A 21,475-nucleotide genomic window follows, 5' to 3' on the forward strand; every position below is an offset into this window, starting at 1 on the left:
CCTCATTTTTATAGTTCTATCGAGTTACGAATTACTCTGTGATGTAGAGATCTTTAGAGTAAATCTTGTCTTCCGCGTTATTTACTGGGAAGCCACCAACTTTCGGTGATAGTAGACGTGATTTCACGTACTGGTAGATAGGTGCGATTGGCATATCTTTTGCCATCAACTTCTCTGCTTCTAGGTAAAGTGCTTGGCGCTCTTCGTCAGAAGTTGAAGCAAATGCTTTGTTCATGATCGCATCGTACTCTTTGCTGTCGTAGTGAATACCACCAGTAGTGTTATTACTCATCATCAGCGTTAGGAAAGATGAAGCTTCGTTGTAGTCGCCACACCAACCTGCACGAGCAACCTCAAAGTTGCCAGAATCTTTGGTAGATAGGTAAGTTTTCCACTCTTGGTTTTCTAGCGTAACGTCTAGACCAAGTGTCTTCTTCCACATTGAACCCAGTGCAACCGCAAGTTTCTTGTGGTTCTCTGATGTATTGTATAGAAGGTTAAATTCAAGAGGGTTGTCTGCGCCGTAACCCGCTTCTTCCAATAGACGCGCAGCTTCTGCGTTACGCTCTTCTTGCGTCATTTTGCCGTATGCAGGAATTTCTGGGTTGAAACCTGCCGTAATTTCAGGTGTTAAGAAGTAAGCTGGCTTTTGACCTTGACCTAAAATCGCGTCGGTCACAATGTTACGGTCAATCGCATAAGAAATCGCTTTACGCACACGAACATCATCAAACGGCTTTTTCTTCGTATTGAAGATGTAGTAGTAAGTACATAAGTTACCGGTTACAGACACTTCTTGTGGGTGCTCTTTCTTCAGACGCTTGAAGTGCTCTGTAGGCAGCTCGTTCGTGAAGTCGATTTCACCCGCTAGGAAGCGGTTCATTTCCGCTACTTGGTTCTCGATTGGTAAGAAAGTGACTTGGTCAAGCGTCGTGTTTTCGTTGTCCCAGTACTGTTCGTTACGTTTTAGAACCAAACGCTCGTTTACAACCCAGTTGTCAACAACATAAGCACCGTTACCTACAAAGTTCTCTGGCTTCGTCCATTGATCGCCGAACTTTTCAACAGTTGCTTGATGAACAGGTTTCACTGTCGTGTGGCCCATCATCATTACAAAATATGGTACTGCAGTATCTAACTCAACCACTAACGTGTGATCGTCAACCGCTTTAACACCTAACTCGCTCTTATCTTTTTTACCCGCAACAATGTCTTTTGCGTTCTTCATCTTGGTGTATTCCATGTACCAAGCATATGGAGAGGCGGTTGCTGGATCGACTGCACGTTGGAAGCTGTAAACGAAATCACCTGCAGTGACAGGATCACCGTTTGACCATTTTGCGTCTTCACGTAAGTGGAAAGTGTATGTTTTGTTGTCTTCAGTTTCCCAAGATTCTGCAACACCAGGGATAGTGTTACCGTCCGCATCTTGGTTTACAAGGCCTTCAAGAAGATCGCGAATCACGTGGGATTCTGGAACACCTTGAGATTTATGAGGGTCTATTGTCGCAACTTCTGTACCGTTACCACGCACCAATTCTTGAACAGCAGCAAGTTTTGGCTCTTTAGAATCAGATTTAGCTTCAGGGGCTGGAGCCGGAGCAGGCTCAGCAGCTTGTTTCTCCGCAGGCTTTTCACCACAACCAGCTAGAGCGAGAGAAAGACCAGCACCAATAAATAAAGCGCGCGTGATTTTATTCTTATACATGCGTAAAACTCCAAATTTTTTCGTTAGCATCCATGACTTCTTTGTAAGGGCCTGGAACGGTCAGAGTTTTAGATTTTTTTAGTGCACTTTCTGAGCACAAAAGTCTAAAACCTTACAAAGACTGCGGCACACATTAGCAATCATTGAAGTAATTTGCCATAAAAATGTAGCAAAAAAACCAATAATGCTGACTAAACCACACATATCTAGCAGTAAACTCTAACCCCAAAGCATTCACCAGCCAAATAAAGACCAGAAGCGACATTTAACAGGCGAAACTTTCGATTAATCTGAGTTTAAACCATTTACTAGCATCTTATGCTAGATATTTACACATCATTTAACATTTATGACAAATCAAGTCTAACAAATAATTGTTTATATATTGGGCAAAAAACTTTTATTGTGAAGAATATCACCAGACAAAAGATAGGAAATATTGAAACAAAGTGAGCAATACAATGAAGATAAATACAAAAAAAGCTAAGTGCCATTAGCACTTAGCTTTTTTCACTAGAATGCGGGTTAGTTCTATTTTTCCCAACGCTGTGCAGCTTGATGATCGGTGTCGCGCGACTCAATCCAACGATCTTCATTCGTCGTACGCTCTTTTTTCCAAAATGGTGCTTGGGTTTTCAGATAATCCATGATGAACTCGCACGCATCAAATGCCGCGCCGCGGTGCGCACTGGAAACGCCCACAAATACAATTTGATCACCGCTATCCATGTCTCCGACACGATGAATCACGCGTACACCTAATAGTGGCCAGCGAGACTCAGCTTGATCGCAAATGTCGCTCAAGCTCTTCTCTGTCATCCCCGGATAGTGCTCTAGATGTAAACCAATGACATTATCCCCAAGGTTCATATCTCGAACTTTACCAACGAATGTAACGACAGCGCCGGCAGCCGTCCCTTCAGATAGACGTTGATATTCTTGCTCAACCGAAAAGTCTTCAATTTGTACAGAAACACGAGAATCCATCTTAACCCCCAGTTACCGGCGGGAAAAACGCAACTTCGTCACCTGCTTTTACTTGTGTATCCAGAGGGACGATGGATTGGTTCACTGCAGCAAGTAGCTTTCCTGGCTCGAGCGCTAAATCCCACTTGCCATCTTTCTTAGTGCCTTCTTCCACTAGATGTGAACGAATTGATTCAACCGTTTCAAACGGCCCGTCTAACTCGACACTGTCGATGCCAATCAGCTCGCGAGTTTGAGCAAAGAAAAGTACTTTAATCATGATTCCACCTTAAAGTGACCAGATTTACCACCCGTTTTCTCTAGTAGACGAACTTGACCAATGACCATGTCTTTTTGTACTGCTTTACACATATCGTAAATCGTTAGAGCAGCAACGGAAGCTGCCGTGAGCGCTTCCATTTCCACACCAGTTTTACCCGCAAGTTTACATACTGATTCGATGCGAACTTTGTTTTCTGCTTCGATAGCTTCCAGTTGAACTTCAACTTTAGAGAGTAGTAGCGGATGACAAAGTGGAATCAAATCCCAGGTTTTCTTCGCAGCTTGAATACCAGCTATACGAGCCGTCGCAAATACATCACCTTTGTGGTGCTGGCCAGAGACAATCAGTTGAAGTGTTTCTGGGGCCATGTGAACAAATGCTTCAGCACGAGCTTCACGAACCGTCTCCGTTTTTGCTGACACGTCAACCATGTTTGCTTCGCCAGAAGCATTGATATGTGTAAATTGGGTCATTGTTTTTCCTTCGCTTTTAGGAAAGGTTATACAGATAGGTGTGGCATGAAGTTACAAGGGCGATGACTTGCATCCAACTGCTGTTTAATAATTTTTGTCCAGCCTGTGCGGCACGCACCAGTTGAACCTGGCATTGCGAAGATCACGGTGTGGTTAGCAAAACCAGCAATCGCACGAGACTGAATCGTAGACGTACCGATCTCTTCGTACGACACCATACGGAACAACTCACCAAAACCTTCAACTTCTTTATCAAATAGAGGCTTAAGTGCTTCTGGCGTGCTATCACGTGAGGTGAAACCTGTACCGCCAGTAATCATGATCGCTTGTACGCTTTCATCAGCAATCCATTGAGAAACAATCGCGCGGATCTTGTACATGTCATCAATAACAATTTGCTTGTCTACTACGTTGTGACCCGCTTCTTGAGCATGCTCAGCTAGGTAACGACCAGAGGTATCGTTTTCTTCAGTACGAGTGTCAGATACCGTTAGAACGGCAATATTTGCAGGTTGGAATTTGCTTTCAGCGTGACCCATTTGTTCACCTATTCTCTTAATTAGCTTTGATACGCTTGGTATCGATTCGGAAAAAGTTAGAGCCAGCTTATCAGTGAACTCGCTCTAAAAATTGAATGAAGTTAGCCGCCGATAGACGCGAGGTGTGGCGTCATACCAGTATTGCCATCATGCAAGAAATGGCTTACCGACTTGGTTTGTAACTGCGCCTGGATACGTTCAATAAGCTCACTCTCTTGCTCATCACGTTCCAAAAGATCACGCAATTCTACACCGTGGTCTCCAAACAGACATAGGTGCAGCTTACCCATCGCAGAAACGCGCAGTCGGTTGCAGCTTTCACAAAAGTCTTTTTCATAAGGCATGATAAGACCTATTTCACCCTTGTAATCAGGATGAACAAATACTTGCGCAGGACCATCATTATGCGAGCGCACTTTCAGCAACCAACCATTTGCAATTAGCTGGTTACGAATTGCCACTCCGGATACATGGTGCTTATTAAATAGCTCATCCATCTCACCCGTTTGCATCAACTCAATGAAACGCAGTTGGATTGGACGATCTTTTATCCAGTTAAGAAACGCTGGCAGCTCGTGATGGTTCAGATCTTTCATCAACACCACATTAACTTTTACTTGCTCATAACCGACCTCGAACGCACGTTCGATACCATTCATGACTTCAGTAAACTTATTTTCACCTGTGATTTGATGAAACATACGCGGGTCAAGGCTATCCACACTGACATTAATGTGGGTTAAACCCGCTTCACGCCAATCTGCGACTTGTTTTGCCATGCGATAGCCATTGGTTGTCGTTGCAACTTTTTGAATGCCAGGCGTCGCCGCTACTGAATGGATAATGTCGGTAAAATCTTTGCGTAAGCTAGGCTCACCACCAGTGATGCGCACTTTTGACGTGCCACAATCAGCGAATGCTTTTACGACCCGTTTGATTTCAGGGAGAGATAAAAAAGACGAGTTTTTATTGCCCGAAGGCTTATAGCCATCAGGAAGGCAATAGGTACATTTGAAATTACATACGTCGGTCACAGACAGACGCAAGTAATAAAACTTACGATGAAATTTGTCTTCGAATTGTTGCGCCACGGAACACCTTTCCAAACACGGGAGGCATGGCCATTTCCAATCATGCCCTTGTGACAGTATGCCACTGGCTCAAAACGCTTATCCAAGGACTTAGCAATAGTGAGCTCGGAGTTATGGCAACCAGAGATATGAAATCTCTGATAGCTTTGCGGTGTAAAATACTTAATATTTGTAATGGAATCCAGACTTGAGTGATAAAAAACTCTCTAGAGACACAATTTACCGCTAAGTGAGTACCTTTAAGACACTCCTTAAGATAAATTGTAGCCGTTTTTTATTAGATTATTAGAAGAACATAATGAATATCTACACAGATAAAAAAGTGGTCGCTGTTGGCGGTGGTCATGGCTTAGGTCGAATGCTGGCCGCATTACGAGATTTTGGCAGCAATGCAACTGGGATTGTTGCCACGACTGACAATGGTGGTTCAACAGGAAGAATTCGTCACTGCCAAGGAGGAATCGCTTGGGGAGACACACGTAACTGTATTAATCAGCTCATTACAGAGCCTTCGATCAGTTCTATGATGTTTGAATATCGCTTCAAAGGCACTGGCGAACTTGATGGTCATAATCTTGGTAATTTGATGCTTACTGCACTCGATAACTTATCGGTCAGACCTTTAGATGCTATTAATCTGATTCGCAATATGTTAAAAGTCGACGTTAACATCCTTCCTATGTCCGAACACCCTTCGGATCTTTCCGCGTTATCCGTAGATGGGAAGTGGGTTACGGGAGAAACAAATGTCGACGAAATGAAAGCAGACTTGCGACGTTTGGATCTTTCACCAGAAGTACCTGCTACCAAAGAAGCCATCACAGCTTTGGCGGAAGCGGACGCGATTATTCTTGGCCCTGGCAGTTTTTTAACTAGTATCATGCCTCCTTTATTGCTGCCTGAACTCGGCAAAGCGATTGCAGCAAACACAAAAGCAAAAGTCATTTTTGTTGCTAACCTGAGTCCAGAATACGGCCCAGCGGGACGAATGACGATGGCTCAAAAATTAGAATGGTGTGAACGTGCCTGTCAAGGAAGAAAAATAGACGTGGTTCTAGCAGAGAAAACCGAGCAAGACATCTTAAGTCAATGGAATGTAGTGACGGAGTCACTCGCCTCCTCTAACCGAGACTGGCGTCACGATAGAAACAAGCTCAAACTAGCGATTGAAAATCAGCTACAACTTTCTATTTAAGAGCACGTTACCTGGCTAGCGCCCTCTTTTAAGGTGTTTATTGATAATGAAAACCCTTCTGTCATCGAAGGGTTTTAGTTCAGGCATCCAGTAAAAACAGATGTTTACTAAGAAAAAATGGTTAATAGAAAAAATAGCTACTGTCGCCAAGAGCGATAAGCATCTCGAGTTTCGTGCAAAAGATCGAACATAGCCTCTAACTCCTCAGACTCCGCAGTCAACTCACCGGCTTTCGCTTTTTTGTCTATGGACATAGCCAGTTCACAAAGGCGATCTGCCCCAAAGCTCGCAGCACTACTTTTCAACGCGTGGCTGATTTCTTTTGAGTAAGCTAATCGCTCTGCCCCCTGCAGTTGGGATAAGTTCTCGATATAGGTATCCATTTCTCCTAGGAAGATATCGAACAGTACAGGTACGTTGTCACTGCCAATTTCCATCGACAGTTCATCTATTTTTTGCTGATTTAATACATTTACACTCATACTTTTTGCCGCTCTTCCTTGCCGTTCCATGCCTGTAACTTGCGGTAAATCGTCGACGGACTGACATCAAGATATCCCGCCGCTCGAGGAATATTGCCATCACATGCTTCAATCGCTTGCTCGATTGCCATTTTTTCCGTCATCCATAATGGCATAATCTCAGATGCGGTCATCGCTTTCGGCTCAATTAATTTAGCCACAGACGACGGACGGTCAAGCGGTTGATTCAACGGTGGCGGTAACATGTCCAACGTAATCTCTTTACCGTTGTTTAGAACAACGATATTGCGTAGCACGTTTTGTAACTGACGAACGTTACCCGGCCACTCATAGCTTTTGAATCGCTCGATGACATCAGGCGCAAAACGTATGAAGCTTTTTCCTTCTTCGTGTGACATGTAACCTAGCAGTGAGTATGCAATTTCAATAACATCTTCGCCTCGTTCGCGTAAAGGCGGTAAATGCAAAGGAATGACATACAAACGATAGTACAAATCTTCACGGAATCGACCTTCTTGTACCTCTTTCCAGGGATCACGGTTAGTGGCACAAACAAAGCGCACATCCACGCTCTTCATTTTTGAGGAACCCACTTTTTGGAATGTGCCCGTTTGAATAAATCGTAGCAACTTGGTTTGTAAATCCAAGTCCATCTCACAAAGCTCATCTAGAAAAAGTGTGCCGCCATCCGCTAACTCAGCTGCCCCTTGACGATCATTCGCAGCGCCAGTAAAGGCCCCTTTTACGTGACCAAACAGTTCACTCTCAATCAAATCTTTTGGAATTGCAGCACAGTTAATTGCAATAAAAGGTTTGTCACCACGTTTACTTGCTGCGTGAATAGCCTCGGCACATACCTCTTTACCAGTACCACTTTCACCTGTGATAAAAATACTCGCTTTACTGCTCGCCGCTGAATCTATCGTACGGTAAACCTGCTGCATGGTTTGGCTACTGCCGATAAACCCCTGATAGCTCTGATTGCCTGGATTATCGGCTTCATTTTTTAGCTTGGTCGCTTTACGAATTGCATTGTTAACCGTGACACGTAAACGGTCTGCTTCACACGGTTTAATTAGAAAGTCTTGTGAGCCATGACGCATGGCCTCGACAGCGGTATCGATAGAACCGTGAGCGGTCATAAAAATTATAGGTACGTCGGGATGACTCTTTTTAACGGCATGTAAAACGTCCATCCCCGTCATATCTGGCAGACGGAGATCGAGTAAAATAAGATCTGGAATTCGATGATTTAGGCTCTCAATGGCATCCCTACCTGTGCCGACAATATTGATATCTATGCCAAGCGGTGTCAGGTATGAGCGGTACAGAGCCGCAACAGATGCGGTGTCCTCGACCATTAAAAGGTAACGAGACTTTGGGCCTTCGGTTTTTTGTTGCATAACCTAGCTATTATTTTGTTGTGTTTTAAACAATAATCGCATTACGCTTTGCATTTTGCAAATAACATTAGCTAAATTATGGGCAAAGGAAAAAATTCAAAAATAATATCAATTATTTAAAAAGTGGCACAAACCATGCTGTAACCATTGTGACCCCTCGGGTCACCTAGCCAACTGACGTTGTTAGTGAACGATATGTTCACAAAACAAGCCAATAGACCCGACTGCCTATTGGCTTCTTTTTTTACAAGCGACCTAAAATGCTTGGATAGTTAAATCGGTAAGTTTGTTCAACTATTTGCGATGAACTGCGCTCGTAGTTTTTCAATCTCATCACGCTTTTGTGCCGCTAACTCAAATTCTAAATCTTGCGCATGCTGATACATCGCTGCCTCCAGTCGACTGATTTCTTTTTCTAGCTGCTGAGGGGACAGTGCCTCGTAAGTTTGCGAAGGCTCCGCCACTTTCGATAATGGTACCTGTTTAGTGTTACGCTGGCGTTTAGACTTAGTGATATCGCCAAGTTCCATGATGTCTTTGATATTTCGCTTGAGCGCTTGTGGCGAAATACCCATTTCTTCATTGTACGCTTCCTGCTTCTCGCGACGACGGTTAGTTTCATCCATCGCCTTTTTCATTGAGTTGGTGATTCGGTCAGCGTATAAAATCGCCTTACCTTCGATGTTTCGTGCAGCACGACCAATGGTCTGAATGAGTGAGCGTTCAGACCGCAAGAAGCCCTCTTTATCCGCATCCAAAATTGCAACTAACGAGACCTCTGGCATATCCAGGCCCTCTCTCAATAAGTTTATTCCCACCAGCACGTCAAATTCCCCAAGACGAAGGTCACGGATAATTTCCACACGCTCAACAGTATCAATGTCTGAGTGTAAATAACGTACCTTAACATCATGTTCGTGAAGGTATTCGGTGAGATCTTCAGCCATTCGTTTGGTCAGTGTTGTAACCAGAACTCGTTCATCTTTAGCTGCGCGAATACGGATCTCAGACAATAGGTCGTCGACTTGGGTCGCTACTGGGCGAACTTCCAACTCAGGGTCAAGCAAGCCTGTAGGACGAACGACTTGATCCGCTACATCACCCGCCGATTTTTCTAGTTCGTAATTTCCAGGAGTAGCAGAGACGAAAATCGTTTGTGGCGCTAGTGCTTCAAACTCCTCAAACTTCAGTGGACGATTATCCAAAGCTGAAGGTAACCGGAAACCAAACTCCACCAGCGTTTCTTTACGCGAACGGTCGCCTTTATACATGGCACCTATCTGCGGTACTGTCACGTGAGATTCATCGATGATCAACAAGCCATCATGAGGTAAGTAGTCAAACAGGGTTGGTGGCGGCTCACCTTCCGAGCGTCCACTGAGATAACGAGAATAGTTTTCGATACCGGAGCAAAAGCCCAACTCATTCATCATTTCGATATCGAATTGAGTGCGCTGGCTAATTCGCTGCTCTTCCAGTAGCTTGTTATTATCTAGAAGCTGCTTTTTGCGCACTTCTAGTTCGACTTTAATATTTTCAATCGCTTCAAGAATGCGATCTCTTGGCGTCACATAGTGCGTCTTGGGATAGATGGTATAGCGCGGCAAGTCTCGTTGTTTCACCACGCCTGTCAATGGATCGAACACACTGATGCAATCCACCTCATCGTCAAACATCTCAACGCGCACAGCGTCTTGGTCTGATTCAGCAGGGAATATATCAATCACCTCGCCACGGACACGGAACTGCCCCCGCTCAAAAGCAACATCATTGCGCGAGTATTGGAGCTCCGCTAGGCGACGAAGCATATCACGCTGATCAATCACATCTCCACGTCGCAAATGAAGCATCATTTGTAAGTAGGATTCCGGATCACCCAAACCATAGATAGCTGAAACCGAAGCAACGATAATAGCGTCTTTCCGTTCCAATAAAGCTTTAGTGGCAGACAGTCGCATTTGCTCAATGTGGGCGTTAACCGAAGCGTCCTTTTCAATGAAAGTATCTGTTGTGGGAACATATGCTTCAGGTTGGTAGTAATCATAGTAAGAAACAAAATACTCAACCGCATTATTAGGAAAGAATGACTTCATCTCACCATATAACTGAGCAGCAAGCGTTTTGTTTGGCGCAAGTAATATTGCAGGTCGTTGGGCTTGAGCAATCACATTCGCTAGTGTGAAGGTTTTACCTGAGCCTGTGACCCCCAACAATGTTTGATGTGCTAGCCCAGCATCGAGCCCCTCAAGCAACTGATTGATCGCTCCTGGTTGATCGCCCGACGGCTGATAATCGGAGACCAATTCATAGACTTTACTCATACCCTTCCTCAATTTTACTGCGCTAAGGCTGTATATATATACACCTTAGCTAATGAAATCTACGTCTATCGAGAATTTACCCATCATTGTTAATAAATTTTCTTGTTTGTCTAGAATGCTATAGCCATACAAAAGTGACTCTGATATAGTACTTCGCCCTAGTTGAAGAGCTACACACATTCTTCACATTATAGTTTCCACAACTTTTCCCCAAAAATTAGCTTAAAACTTTCTTATCCCCAAAAGATTGATTTTTATCCACTTTGAATACCTTTTGATTAACATCGATAAATCTCTGTTTTATTTGCTTATTTTACGCATAATTCCGACTAAAAATTCATTAAATAAAAGCTTAGTTGCATATCAATTTTCTTTACCCAGATCTCATCAACATACTTATCCACAAATTTAGTGGATAACTAACCTCGAGCCTTTACTGGCAAGCCATACAGAAAAGTAAAGCCCTTAACTCAATATTTTTTGCTAAAAATGTATTTTTTTACTGTTGACAGTAGTTTGAGTGCTCGGTAAGATTCGTCCCGCTTTCAAGCAAAGCAATTCCTCCTTAGCTCAGTTGGTAGAGCGACGGACTGTTAATCCGCAGGTCGCTGGTTCGAGCCCAGCAGGAGGAGCCAGATTATAGAAAAGCCGTGTCGCAAGACACGGCTTTTTTTGTATCTTAATCGCCATGAAATCTAAGCCAATCTAGGCGCCATAAAATCACACCGAAATAAGTTCAAATTACAGAACTCATAACATTGTCATAGATAGTGTTCTCACAGCACCACACATTTAATTCTGTCTCTTTTCTAGCAAAACACAATCGTAAATAGTTGAATCTATTATTAATGCAATTTAATCATTAAAAAAATGAAAAGCATTCATTTTACTCATAACAAATAAATCCATACGATTAAAAGGGTTAAGAATGGTTCCGTCCTACTCGTCGCCTCCATTCTAATTATCAATAACTTAGGGATTTACTTATGACTATTCCGACAACTGACATGCTAGATGCATGGGCTGGATTTACTGCTGGTGAATGGCAAAACTCTGTCAACACTCGTGACTTCATCCAAAAAAACTATACACCCTATGAGGGAGACGAGACTTTCTTAGCTGAAGTTAGCGAATCCACTTCAGCATTATGGAACCAAGTGCTTGAAGGCATAAAACAAGAAAGCCGCACACACGCCCCTATTGATTTTGACACAGACTTGCCCTCAACAATCACTTCCCACGATGCAGGCTACATCAACAAAGATCTGGAAAAGATCGTTGGCTTACAAACTGATCAACCGCTAAAACGTGCAATCATCGCCAATGGCGGGATTCGCATGGTCAAAAACTCTTGCGAAGTTTATGGCCGCGAGCTGGATCCAACGGTTGAAAAAATCTTCACTGAATACCGTAAAACTCACAACAAAGCGTGTTTCGACCTTTACACCAAAGAAATCCTAGCGTGTCGTAAATCCGGCATCATTACGGGTCTTCCTGATGCCTATGGCCGTGGTCGTATTATTGGTGACTATCGCCGTCTCGCCCTATACGGTATCGACTTCTTAAAAGCAGACAAAAAAGAACAATACAATTCAACACAAACGTTCTTAGAACAAGGCAACGATCTTGAGAAAACACTTCGTCTTCGCGAAGAAATAGCCGATCAAGTTCAAGCACTTGAAGACATTCGTCAAATGGGTCTGAAATACGGTATTGATATGTCGCTACCTGCAAAAACAGCACAAGAAGCGATCCAATTTACCTACTTTGGCTACCTAGCGGCGGTTAAATCGCAAAACGGCGCAGCAATGTCACTGGGCCGTACTTCGACTTTCCTAGACGTCTATCTAGAACGCGATATCGCAAACGGTTTGATTGATGAATCACAAGCGCAAGAAATGATTGACCACTTCATCATGAAGCTACGCATGGTTCGCTTCCTACGCACACCAGAATACGATTCATTGTTCTCTGGCGACCCAATCTGGGCAACCGAAGCCATGGCTGGTATGGGCGTTGATGGCCGTACGCTAGTATCTAAAACGACATTCCGGTACTTACATACACTACATACTATGGGCCCTGCTCCTGAGCCAAACATGACGATTCTTTGGTCAGAGCAATTACCTGAAGCGTTCAAGCAATACGCTGCAAAAGTGTCGATTGATACCTCTTCGGTTCAATACGAAAACGACGATCTAATGCGTCCTGATTTCAACAATGACGACTACGCGATTGCATGTTGTGTGAGCCCGCAAATTGTTGGTCAGCACATGCAATTCTTTGGTGCACGTGCCAACCTTGCAAAAGCGCTGCTTTACACCATCAATGGTGGTATCGATGAAAAATCGAAAGCGCAAGTGGGTCCGGTAGTGGACAAAGTTCAAGATGAAATTCTCGACTTTGACGCTTTGATGCCTCGTTTCGACAATATGTTGGAGTGGCTAGCAACGCAATACGTCACAGCGTTGAACATCATCCATTACTCACATGACCGTTACAGCTACGAAGCATCACTGATGGCATTGATGGATCGCGACGTGCACCGCACCATGGCGTGTGGTATTGCAGGTCTGTCTGTTGTCGCTGACTCTTTGGCGGCAATTAAATACGCGACCGTGAAACCTGTTCGTGATGAAGATGGCATCGCCGTTGATTTTGAAATCGAAGGTGATTATCCAAAATTTGGTAACAATGATGCCCGTGTTGATGACATCGCTTGTGATCTGGTTGAGCGCTTCATGAAGAAAATTCAGAAGATGCACACCTACCGCGAAGCAGTGCCAACTCAATCGATTTTAACAATCACATCTAACGTGGTTTACGGTAAAAAAACGGGTAATACACCTGATGGCCGTCGCGCAGGTATGCCTTTTGGACCGGGGGCAAACCCAATGCACGGTCGTGATGAAAAAGGGGCGGTTGCGTCTCTGGCATCGGTTTCTAAATTACCGTTTGCTTACGCTAAAGATGGTATTTCTTACACTTTCTCAATTGTGCCGAGCGCATTGGGTAAAGATGACTTGAGTCAGAAGAAGAACCTAGCTGCGCTAATGGATGGTTACTTCCATCACGAAGCAAGCAACGAGGGCATTGCGATTGAAGGTGGTCAACACCTTAACGTCAACGTTCTAGACCGAGAGATGTTATTGGATGCGGTTGAACATCCAGAGAAATACCCTCAGTTGACGATTCGAGTGTCTGGTTATGCGGTACGTTTTAACTCTCTAACGACAGAGCAACAGCAAGACGTCATCACTCGTACTTTCACAAGTAAGATATAAACATAGTCCATCAAGCACTCAGAAGATTTAAATAATTAGCTTGTAAATATGCATTACCCGCTTCTCTTTTCTACCTGGGAGAGGCGGGCTTTTTTTAAAATCACACATTAGATGAAAATTAATAGGTAGTATCCTCTCGCTAACAATACATTCAGCAAACGATTCAATTTCTTATTGATTCATCAAAATAGATCAAATAGACGACTATTTTTCCATCGTGTATGTAAAACCACATCGTTCACTGGTTGTTATTGGTGTCACAAAACACGATAATATCAAGATCGGATTTTAAGAACGTAATAACTATGACCGAATATGTTTTGTTGTTGGTCGGCACTGTGCTGGTGAACAACTTTGTACTGGTGAAGTTTTTGGGCCTATGTCCTTTCATGGGTGTGTCCAAAAAACTGGAAACAGCAATAGGTATGGGCTTAGCGACAACTTTTGTGCTAACGCTCGCGTCAGTGTGTGCGTATTTAGTGGAAAGCTACATCCTTCGTCCACTAGGTATTGAGTACCTTCGAACCATGAGTTTTATTTTGGTGATAGCCGTTGTGGTGCAGTTCACCGAAATGGTTGTGCACAAAACCAGCCCGACGCTTTATCGCTTGCTTGGCATTTTCTTACCGCTGATCACAACAAACTGCGCAGTATTGGGCGTGGCACTTCTTAACATTAATGAAAACCATAACTTTATTGAATCGATCATCTACGGCTTCGGCGCCGCTGTTGGTTTCTCATTGGTGTTGATACTTTTTGCATCCATGCGAGAGCGCATAGCCGCCGCCGACGTTCCTGTACCTTTTAAAGGGGCATCAATAGCAATGATTACAGCAGGTTTAATGTCACTCGCCTTTATGGGCTTTACAGGTTTGGTGAAGTAAGCGATGAGTACGATTTTAATTGCGATTATCGCGTTAGCGGTTCTGGCTGCGATTTTCGGCGCGATACTTGGTTTTGCTTCTATTCGCTTTAAAGTAGAAGCGGACCCTATTGTGGATCAAATCGACGCCATTTTACCGCAAACTCAATGCGGTCAATGTGGCTACCCTGGTTGCCGCCCTTATGCTGAAGCAATTGCAAATGGCGACCACATCAACAAATGTCCACCTGGTGGTCAGGCAACAATCGAAAAGCTCGCCGACTTAATGGGTGTTGAGCCAGAAGAATCTGCGCACGATCTCGACAGCAAAATTCCAACCGTTGCGTTTATTCATGAAGACATGTGTATTGGCTGCACTAAGTGTATTCAGGCGTGTCCGGTGGATGCAATTGTAGGCGGAACAAAGGCGGTCCATACCGTAATCAAAGACGAATGTACGGGCTGTGACTTGTGTGTTGCCCCATGTCCGACTGATTGTATTGAAATGATTCCTGTGGCAACGACCACAGAAAGCTGGAAGTGGCAACTTCACTCCATTCCGGTACTTAACATTACGGATGCTGCCGACAATGCAGCGAACGTGAAAGATTCAATTAAGTAAGGTTTCACATGTTGTCTTTGATTGAACAAATTCGTACAGGCGCGCTTTGGGATTTCCCAGGTGGTGTGCATCCGGCAGAAAATAAAAAGCAGTCCAACAAAACTGAACTCGCTCATGCGGCTATCCCGTCAGAAATTGTATTGCCGCTAAAACAGCACATTGGTAAAGCGGGTAACCTACTGGTTGCCGAAGGTGACTACGTATTAAAAGGTCAGCCATTAACGCAATCGGAGACCGGCTTTACGGTTCCAGTGCATGCTCCAACATCAGGTACGCTCACCGCGATTGAGCCACGAACTGTCGCGCACCCTTCTGGGTTAAGTGAGTTGTGCGCAGTCATCACGCCTGATGGGAAAGATGCATGGTGTGAAAGAAACCCCGTCGCAGATTACCAACAAGAAACCCCTGACGCACTGATTGATATTATTCGTCTCGCTGGTATTTCTGGTATGGGTGGCGCAGGCTTCCCTACTGCAAAAAAAATCCAATCAGGTTTTGCTCGTACCGAGATTCTTATCGTTAATGCAGCAGAGTGCGAGCCATACATCACGTCTGATGACAAGCTCATGCAAGAACATGCCGAAGAGCTTATTCAAGGTATCGAAATTGTCGAACATATCCTGACACCAAAGCTCACGATTATTGGCATTGAAGACAACAAGCCAGAAGCAATCAAAGCGCTAGAAGCTGCGGCTATAAACAAAGATATCGTTATTCGCGTTATCCCGACTAAATACCCTTCTGGCGGTGAAAAACAGCTGATCAAAATTTTAACCAATAAAGAAGTACCAAGTGGCGCGATTCCAGCCGATATTGGTATTTTGGTTCAGAATGTTGGTTCTCTTTACGCTATAAAACGCGCAGTCATCGACGGTGAACCGATGATAAAGCGCATCGTGACTCTCACTGGTAAAACCTTCAAACAACCACGCAACGTTTGGGCATTGTTAGGGACACCAGTACAAGCACTGTTGGATGAGTTTGGCTATAAAGCAGATAAGAAGTTACAGCGTTTAATTATGGGTGGGCCAATGATGGGCTTTACCCTTCCTCACTCCCAAGTGCCGATTACCAAGACAGCAAACTGTATCCTTGCTCCGACTCGTCGTGAGATCTCTCCGCACCAGTATGAGATGGAATGTATTCGCTGTAGCCAATGTGCAGAAGCGTGCCCTGCTTCGCTGCTGCCTCAACAACTGCAATGGCATGCAAAAGCTGAAGAGTATGACAAACTCGAAGAATTAAACTTAAAGGATTGTATCGAGTGCGGCGCTTGTGCGTTTGTATGTCCAAGTGAAATTCCGCTCGTACAGTACTACCGCCAAGCGAAAGCAGAAATTAGAACTAGAACACAAGAAGCGGAAGCTGCAGAGCGAGCAAAACTGCGTTTTGAAGAGAAAAAAGCGCGTATGGAACGCGAAAAAGCAGAACGTGAAAATCGCTTCAAGAAAGCTGCCGATCAGCGCCGTAAAGAGATGAAGTCTTCTGGCAGCGATGATGCGATAGCAGCAGCAATCGCACGAGTGAAAGCTCAAAAGACAGAAACCACAGAAAAAACAGAGCCAGCAGTAAAACCAGCCGTAGCGGCAGCCATTGCCAAAGCGAAGGCGAAACAAGCGGCAGCAGCTAAAGCAGGCTCTAGTGAACCTGATAACTCAGAAATGGCAAAACTGCGCGAAGAACGCAAACGTCTTGCTCGCGAACGGAAAGCGCAAAAAGAACAAGGCGAAACGCCAGACAATAACGCTGATGATAAAAAGTCGGCAGTTGCGGCCGCCATCGCCCGAGCTAAAGCGAAAAAAGCACAACAAGAAGATTCAACTGAATCTGTAGAATCGGAAACGTCTGCACAGCAAGACAGCGATCCGAAGAAAGCCGCGGTTGCTGCTGCCATTGCACGTGCCAAAGCACGTAAAGCGAAGCAAGCAGACTCAACTGAAGCGGAAGAAGCTGACGCACCTGCTGAGCAAACCGACGATCCGAAAAAAGCCGCAGTTGCCGCTGCAATTGCTCGAGCCAAAGCGCGCAAAGCTAAGCAAGCAGACTCAACTGAAGCGGAAGAAGCTAAAGCACCTGCTGAGCAAACCGACGATCCGAAGAAAGCCGCCGTGGCTGCTGCGATTGCACGTGCCAAAGCACGAAAAGCGAAGCAAGCAGACTCAATTGAAGCGGAAGAAGCCGAAGCACCTGCCGAGCAAACCAAAGATCCGAAAAAAGCCGCCGTGGCTGCTGCTATTGCTCGCGCTAAGGCTCGTAAAGCGAAACAAGCAGACTCAGCTGAAACGGTAGAAGCTGAAGCGCCTGATGAACAAACTGAAGATCCAAAGAAAGCCGCGGTTGCTGCTGCCATTGCGCGTGCCAAAGCGCGTAAAGCTAAGCAACAAGAACCAGCAGAAACGGTAGAAGCCGAAACGCCTGCTGAACAAACTGAAGATCCGAAAAAAGCGGCTGTCGCTGCTGCTATTGCGCGTGCCAAAGCGCGTAAAGCTAAGCAACAAGAACCAGCAGAAACGGTAGAAACTGAAACGCCTGCTGAACAAACTGAAGATCCGAAAAAAGCGGCTGTCGCTGCGGCTATTGCGCGCGCGAAGGCTCGCAAAGCGCAGCAAGAAGCTAATAAAAATAATACTGAGGAGAACGAGTAGTGTCGTTTTTTATTGCCAGTTCACCGCATACCCACAGTCGTCGTAGTACGCCAGATTTAATGAAATGGGTGGCACTTTGCGCACTTCCAGGTTTAGTAGCTCAAACCTACTTCTTTGGCTGGGGTACGCTTATTCAGCTGATTTTTGCCATTGCAGTCGCTGTATCCCTTGAAGCCTTAGTCATGATCTGTCGTAAACGCTCACCAATGAGAGCGCTACGTGATAACAGTGCAATAGTTACCGCTTGGTTGTTAGCCGTTGCTATACCACCATGGTCTCCGTGGTGGATTATGGTGATCGGGCTTATTTTTGCGATAGTAATCGCTAAACACCTCTATGGTGGCCTTGGACAAAACTTATTCAACCCTGCAATGGTCGCTTATGTGGTCTTGTTGATCTCTTTCCCAGTACAAATGACGAGTTGGAGTGCACCGACATCACTCATACCTGATCATGTAAATTTTGCAGATACACTCTCTTTAATTTTTACGGGCTATGATTACGACGGCTTATCACTTCAGCAAGTTCGCTCAGGTGTTGACGGCGTGACAATGGCGACACCACTTGATGCATTTAAGACTGGCATTCTTACAGGTGCCACTCCAAGCGAAGTAATGTCGCAGCCAATATTTGATGGCTTAGGTGGTATTGGTTGGCAATGGGTAAACCTTGCTTACCTTCTTGGCGGCATAGTCATGATCAAAAAGCGTATCATCCAATGGTATATTCCAGCAGGTTTCCTTGCGAGTCTGACTCTGTTTAGCCTAGTGTTCACGTTGCTGACGCCAGGGGAAACTGCGTCGCCAATTTTACACTTGTTATCTGGTGCAACCATGCTTGGCGCATTCTTTATTGCAACCGATCCCGTTTCGGCGTCTACCACCGTCAAAGGACGTTTAATCTTCGGTGCGCTTATTGGTGCTTTGGTTTTTATCATTCGCAGTTGGGGCGGTTTCCCAGATGGTGTTGCATTTGCAGTGTTGCTTGCAAATATGTGTGTGCCACTGATCGATTACTACACCAAACCTAGAACTTACGGTCACTGAGGTAAACATGTTAACCGCTATTAGAAAAAATGGTCTGACACTCGCGATATTTGCATGTGCAACAACCGGATTAGTCGCCCTTACTCAGTACCTAACAAAAGACCAAATCAAGGTACAAGAGCAAAAACAATTACTTTCTGTTTTGAATCAAGTCATTCCAGAAAACATGCATGACAACGCACTCACGCAAGCTTGTACAATGGTCACGTCTCCAGATCTGGGGACATTACGTGCGATGCCAGCCTACCTCGCCACGAAGAATGGTGAACCAACAGCAATCGCAATAGAATCTATCGCGCCAGATGGCTACAATGGTGAGATAAAAGTGATTACTGGGATTGATAATCAGGGCAATATTTTGGGGACACGCGTCCTAAACCACCAAGAAACCCCTGGTCTGGGCGATAAAATCGATCTTCGTGTCACCGACTGGATCCTGAGCTTTACAGGAAAACAAGTCACGGAAAACAATTGGAATTCGTGGAAAGTTCGTAAAGATGGCGGCGATTTCGATCAATTTACTGGTGCAACGATCACGCCAAGAGCCGTCGTAAAAGTGGTGCGAAATACCGTTAACTACGTAAACCAATCTCGTGAAGACATTCTTAGCCAGCCGTTAGGCTGTGAAGGAGAGCAGTAATGAATGAGAATAAATTACTGATGAAAAACGGTATGTGGAGTAATAACCCCGCTCTCGTACAACTGCTGGGCTTATGTCCACTGCTAGCGGTTTCTTCCACGATAACCAATGCATTAGGTCTTGGTATTGCAACCTTACTCGTGCTAGTTGGATCCAACGTAACAGTTTCTCTTATCCGTAACTATGTGCCAAAAGAGATCCGTATACCTGTATTCGTTATGATCATTGCCTCACTCGTTACCTGCGTTCAGTTGTTAATGAATGCCTATGCGTACGGTTTGTACCTGTCTCTAGGTATCTTTATTCCTCTGATTGTAACGAACTGCATTATTATTGGCCGAGCAGAAGCTTACGCGTCAAAAAATGATGTTGCACCCGCTGCGCTAGATGGTTTGTGGATGGGCCTTGGTATGACGAGCGTCTTGGTTGTTTTAGGTGCCATGCGCGAATTAATTGGTAATGGCACACTATTCGACGGAGCAGACCTTCTCCTAGGAGACTGGGCTTCAGCTCTACGGATTCAAGTTTTCCAATTTGACAATAGCTTCCTGTTAGCGCTTCTCCCACCTGGTGCATTTATCGGTGTTGGGCTGTTGATAGCGCTCAAAAATGTCATAGATAATTCAATTCAGGCACGTCAACCAAAAGAAGAAAAACCAACCATAGAACGTGCTCGCGTCACTAACGCATAACAAGATAAGGCTCTGTCATAGGAGCCTTTTTCATAAACCGCAGAGACGGTATTGGAAGTCAGCAATGAACAAAATAAAAAGAATCGAAATTCTTGAGCGATTACGAGAAAACAATCCGAATCCTCAAACTGAGCTTAACTGGAGCTCCCCTTTTGAGCTGCTAATCGCTGTATTACTATCAGCTCAAGCAACCGATGTAAGCGTCAATAAAGCCACCGACAAGCTTTTCCCTGTAGCGAATACACCTCAAAGCATTCTTGATTTGGGAGTCGATGGCTTAAAAGAATACATAAAGACCATCGGTTTGTTTAACTCAAAGGCAGAAAACACAATCAAGACTTGTAAGATCTTGTTGGAAAAACACAATGGTGAAGTTCCTGAAGATCGTGCAGCGTTAGAAGCGCTACCAGGCGTAGGTCGCAAGACCGCAAACGTCGTGCTCAACACCGCTTTTGGTTGGCCAACTATTGCCGTCGATACGCACATTTATCGCGTGTCGAATCGCACTAAATTTGCGATGGGAAAAACGGTTGATGATGTCGAGCAGAAGCTATTAAAAGTTGTGCCAAAAGAATTCAAACTCGATGTGCACCACTGGCTCATTCTTCATGGTCGTTATACGTGCGTAGCAAGAAAGCCTCGCTGCGGTAGCTGCATTATCGAAGATTTGTGCGAATATAAAGAGAAAGTATACCCAGATAGCTAACGCTATTTGTAAATCAAAGCTAGGAGCAAAAAATGTCAAATGGTCGAATTCTCCACACTATGCTTCGCGTAGGTGATCTAGACAAATCCATCAAGTTTTACACTGAAGTTATGGGCATGCAGCTGCTTCGTACTAACGAAAATAAAGAGTACGAATACACGCTAGCGTTTCTTGGTTATGGTGACGAATCCCAAGGTGCAGTGATCGAACTGACTTACAACTGGGGTAAAACTGAGTATGACTTAGGTACCGCTTTTGGTCATATCGCCATTGGTGTTGATGATATCTACACAACTTGCGACGCTATCAAAGCGGCGGGCGGTAATGTGACTCGTGAGCCAGGTCCAGTAAAAGGCGGAAGCACGCACATTGCATTCTTAAAAGACCCAGATGGTTACATGATTGAGCTTATTCAAAACAAGCAAGCTTCAGCAGGTCTTGAAGGCTAAGCGGCACTTCTAATAATCACTTGTACTGCAAGTTGAACTCCGATTACAGGCAGGTCTGCGATCTGCCT

At 44.7% G+C, this 21,475-nt stretch carries 19 protein-coding genes, 1 tRNA gene and 1 riboswitch; of the genes, 11 read left to right on the forward strand and 9 right to left on the reverse strand.

The features are described from left to right. Positions 1–31 precede the first annotated feature (31 nt). The 6 genes from R7M92_RS13105 to moaA all read right to left on the reverse strand — a co-directional run bounded on the left by R7M92_RS13105 (position 32) and on the right by moaA (position 5,060). Positions 32–1,708 carry an ABC transporter substrate-binding protein gene (locus tag R7M92_RS13105; RefSeq protein WP_017633862.1) on the reverse strand — a complete coding sequence of 559 codons (1,677 nt, stop codon included), beginning with the start codon at positions 1,706–1,708 and terminating at the stop codon, positions 32–34. A 531-nt stretch (positions 1,709–2,239) separates the two neighbouring features. After that, entirely contained in the window at positions 2,240–2,695 is a 456-nt protein-coding gene (moaE, locus tag R7M92_RS13110; protein WP_005380781.1) for a molybdopterin synthase catalytic subunit MoaE, read from the reverse strand. Position 2,696: 1 nt separating this feature from the next. Beyond that, entirely contained in the window at positions 2,697–2,954 is a 258-nt protein-coding gene (moaD, locus tag R7M92_RS13115) for a molybdopterin synthase sulfur carrier subunit (protein WP_170890430.1), read from the reverse strand. Next, complete coding sequence (moaC, locus tag R7M92_RS13120; RefSeq protein ID WP_005380779.1) at positions 2,951–3,430, reverse strand: cyclic pyranopterin monophosphate synthase MoaC; 480 nt, start codon at positions 3,428–3,430, stop codon at positions 2,951–2,953. The genes moaD and moaC overlap by 4 nt, the downstream gene beginning before the upstream one ends. 26 nt (positions 3,431–3,456) lie before the next feature. Next, entirely contained in the window at positions 3,457–3,969 is a 513-nt protein-coding gene (gene moaB, locus R7M92_RS13125) for a molybdenum cofactor biosynthesis protein B (RefSeq protein WP_005388935.1), read from the reverse strand. 101 nt (positions 3,970–4,070) lie between these two features. Next, positions 4,071–5,060 carry a GTP 3',8-cyclase MoaA gene (gene moaA, locus R7M92_RS13130; protein ID WP_017636052.1) on the reverse strand — a complete coding sequence of 330 codons (990 nt, stop codon included), beginning with the start codon at positions 5,058–5,060 and terminating at the stop codon, positions 4,071–4,073. Then, a riboswitch (molybdenum cofactor riboswitch) is annotated at positions 5,049–5,183 on the reverse strand. (Overlaps the previous gene by 12 nt.) 175 nt (positions 5,184–5,358) lie before the next feature. On the opposite strand from moaA, the gene R7M92_RS13135 reads away from it, so the two are divergent. Next, the gene (locus R7M92_RS13135) at positions 5,359–6,255 is read left to right on the forward strand and encodes a YvcK family protein (protein WP_171342879.1); all 897 of its coding nucleotides are present in this window, start codon (positions 5,359–5,361) and stop codon (positions 6,253–6,255) included. Between the two features lie 137 nt (positions 6,256–6,392). On the opposite strand, the gene luxU is transcribed toward R7M92_RS13135, so the two are convergent. The 3 genes from luxU to uvrB all read right to left on the reverse strand — a co-directional run bounded on the left by luxU (position 6,393) and on the right by uvrB (position 10,461). Then, entirely contained in the window at positions 6,393–6,737 is a 345-nt protein-coding gene (luxU, locus tag R7M92_RS13140; protein WP_017636054.1) for a quorum-sensing phosphorelay protein LuxU, read from the reverse strand. Further along, positions 6,734–8,140: a quorum-sensing sigma-54 dependent transcriptional regulator LuxO gene (gene luxO, locus R7M92_RS13145; RefSeq protein ID WP_318133595.1), complete on the reverse strand. Its 1,407-nt coding sequence runs from the start codon at positions 8,138–8,140 to the stop codon at positions 6,734–6,736. Before luxO ends, luxU begins: the two co-directional genes overlap by 4 nt. A 290-nt stretch (positions 8,141–8,430) precedes the next feature. Continuing rightward, positions 8,431–10,461 (reverse strand): excinuclease ABC subunit UvrB, encoded by a 2,031-nt coding sequence (uvrB, locus tag R7M92_RS13150; RefSeq protein WP_017636056.1) that lies wholly within the window; start codon positions 10,459–10,461, stop codon positions 8,431–8,433. Positions 10,462–11,020: 559 nt separating this feature from the next. On the opposite strand from uvrB, the gene R7M92_RS13155 reads away from it, so the two are divergent. The 10 genes from R7M92_RS13155 (at position 11,021) to gloA (ending at position 21,407) form a co-directional block, all read left to right on the forward strand. Continuing rightward, a tRNA-Asn gene (locus R7M92_RS13155) sits at positions 11,021–11,096 on the forward strand. Between the two features lie 351 nt (positions 11,097–11,447). Then, positions 11,448–13,745 (forward strand): formate C-acetyltransferase, encoded by a 2,298-nt coding sequence (gene pflB, locus R7M92_RS13160; RefSeq protein WP_318133597.1) that lies wholly within the window; start codon positions 11,448–11,450, stop codon positions 13,743–13,745. A 305-nt stretch (positions 13,746–14,050) separates the two neighbouring features. After that, positions 14,051–14,629 carry an electron transport complex subunit RsxA gene (gene rsxA / locus R7M92_RS13165; protein WP_005380762.1) on the forward strand — a complete coding sequence of 193 codons (579 nt, stop codon included), beginning with the start codon at positions 14,051–14,053 and terminating at the stop codon, positions 14,627–14,629. A 3-nt stretch (positions 14,630–14,632) separates the two neighbouring features. Then, the gene (rsxB, locus tag R7M92_RS13170) at positions 14,633–15,229 is read left to right on the forward strand and encodes an electron transport complex subunit RsxB (RefSeq protein WP_005380760.1); all 597 of its coding nucleotides are present in this window, start codon (positions 14,633–14,635) and stop codon (positions 15,227–15,229) included. Between the two features lie 8 nt (positions 15,230–15,237). Then, complete coding sequence (gene rsxC / locus R7M92_RS13175) at positions 15,238–17,874, forward strand: electron transport complex subunit RsxC (RefSeq protein WP_318133599.1); 2,637 nt, start codon at positions 15,238–15,240, stop codon at positions 17,872–17,874. Continuing rightward, the gene (gene rsxD, locus R7M92_RS13180; protein ID WP_005380749.1) at positions 17,874–18,920 is read left to right on the forward strand and encodes an electron transport complex subunit RsxD; all 1,047 of its coding nucleotides are present in this window, start codon (positions 17,874–17,876) and stop codon (positions 18,918–18,920) included. Before rsxC ends, rsxD begins: the two co-directional genes overlap by 1 nt. 7 nt (positions 18,921–18,927) lie before the next feature. Next, complete coding sequence (rsxG, locus tag R7M92_RS13185) at positions 18,928–19,560, forward strand: electron transport complex subunit RsxG (RefSeq protein ID WP_005380747.1); 633 nt, start codon at positions 18,928–18,930, stop codon at positions 19,558–19,560. Then, the gene (locus tag R7M92_RS13190) at positions 19,560–20,252 is read left to right on the forward strand and encodes an electron transport complex subunit E (RefSeq protein WP_005380745.1); all 693 of its coding nucleotides are present in this window, start codon (positions 19,560–19,562) and stop codon (positions 20,250–20,252) included. Before rsxG ends, R7M92_RS13190 begins: the two co-directional genes overlap by 1 nt. A gap of 64 nt (positions 20,253–20,316) precedes the next feature. Further along, a complete protein-coding gene (gene nth / locus R7M92_RS13195) occupies positions 20,317–20,958 on the forward strand; it encodes an endonuclease III (protein ID WP_005380743.1) in 642 nt (213 codons plus the stop codon). Between the two features lie 32 nt (positions 20,959–20,990). Next, complete coding sequence (gene gloA / locus R7M92_RS13200; RefSeq protein WP_318133601.1) at positions 20,991–21,407, forward strand: lactoylglutathione lyase; 417 nt, start codon at positions 20,991–20,993, stop codon at positions 21,405–21,407. Positions 21,408–21,475: the final 68 nt, after the last annotated feature.

The sequence above is a fragment of the Vibrio sp. Vb2880 genome (assembly GCF_033337975.1).
Taxonomy (GTDB): Bacteria; Pseudomonadota; Gammaproteobacteria; order Enterobacterales; family Vibrionaceae; genus Vibrio; species Vibrio alginolyticus.

Excerpts from the sequence above, each read along its gene's own strand:
- R7M92_RS13105 (WP_017633862.1), bottom strand. The coding sequence starts at position 1,708 with ATGTATAAGAATAAAATCACGCGCGCTTTATTTATTGGTGCTGGTCTT.
- moaE (WP_005380781.1), bottom strand. The coding sequence starts at position 2,695 with ATGGATTCTCGTGTTTCTGTACAAATTGAAGACTTTTCGGTTGAGCAA.
- moaD (WP_170890430.1), bottom strand. The coding sequence starts at position 2,954 with ATGATTAAAGTACTTTTCTTTGCTCAAACTCGCGAGCTGATTGGCATC.
- moaC (WP_005380779.1), bottom strand. The coding sequence starts at position 3,430 with ATGACCCAATTTACACATATCAATGCTTCTGGCGAAGCAAACATGGTT.
- moaB (WP_005388935.1), bottom strand. The coding sequence starts at position 3,969 with ATGGGTCACGCTGAAAGCAAATTCCAACCTGCAAATATTGCCGTTCTA.
- R7M92_RS13135 (WP_171342879.1), top strand. The coding sequence starts at position 5,359 with ATGAATATCTACACAGATAAAAAAGTGGTCGCTGTTGGCGGTGGTCAT.
- luxU (WP_017636054.1), bottom strand. The coding sequence starts at position 6,737 with ATGAGTGTAAATGTATTAAATCAGCAAAAAATAGATGAACTGTCGATG.
- luxO (WP_318133595.1), bottom strand. The coding sequence starts at position 8,140 with ATGCAACAAAAAACCGAAGGCCCAAAGTCTCGTTACCTTTTAATGGTC.
- uvrB (WP_017636056.1), bottom strand. The coding sequence starts at position 10,461 with ATGAGTAAAGTCTATGAATTGGTCTCCGATTATCAGCCGTCGGGCGAT.
- pflB (WP_318133597.1), top strand. The coding sequence starts at position 11,448 with ATGACTATTCCGACAACTGACATGCTAGATGCATGGGCTGGATTTACT.
- rsxA (WP_005380762.1), top strand. The coding sequence starts at position 14,051 with ATGACCGAATATGTTTTGTTGTTGGTCGGCACTGTGCTGGTGAACAAC.
- rsxB (WP_005380760.1), top strand. The coding sequence starts at position 14,633 with ATGAGTACGATTTTAATTGCGATTATCGCGTTAGCGGTTCTGGCTGCG.
- rsxC (WP_318133599.1), top strand. The coding sequence starts at position 15,238 with ATGTTGTCTTTGATTGAACAAATTCGTACAGGCGCGCTTTGGGATTTC.
- rsxG (WP_005380747.1), top strand. The coding sequence starts at position 18,928 with ATGTTAACCGCTATTAGAAAAAATGGTCTGACACTCGCGATATTTGCA.
- R7M92_RS13190 (WP_005380745.1), top strand. The coding sequence starts at position 19,560 with ATGAATGAGAATAAATTACTGATGAAAAACGGTATGTGGAGTAATAAC.
- nth (WP_005380743.1), top strand. The coding sequence starts at position 20,317 with ATGAACAAAATAAAAAGAATCGAAATTCTTGAGCGATTACGAGAAAAC.
- gloA (WP_318133601.1), top strand. The coding sequence starts at position 20,991 with ATGTCAAATGGTCGAATTCTCCACACTATGCTTCGCGTAGGTGATCTA.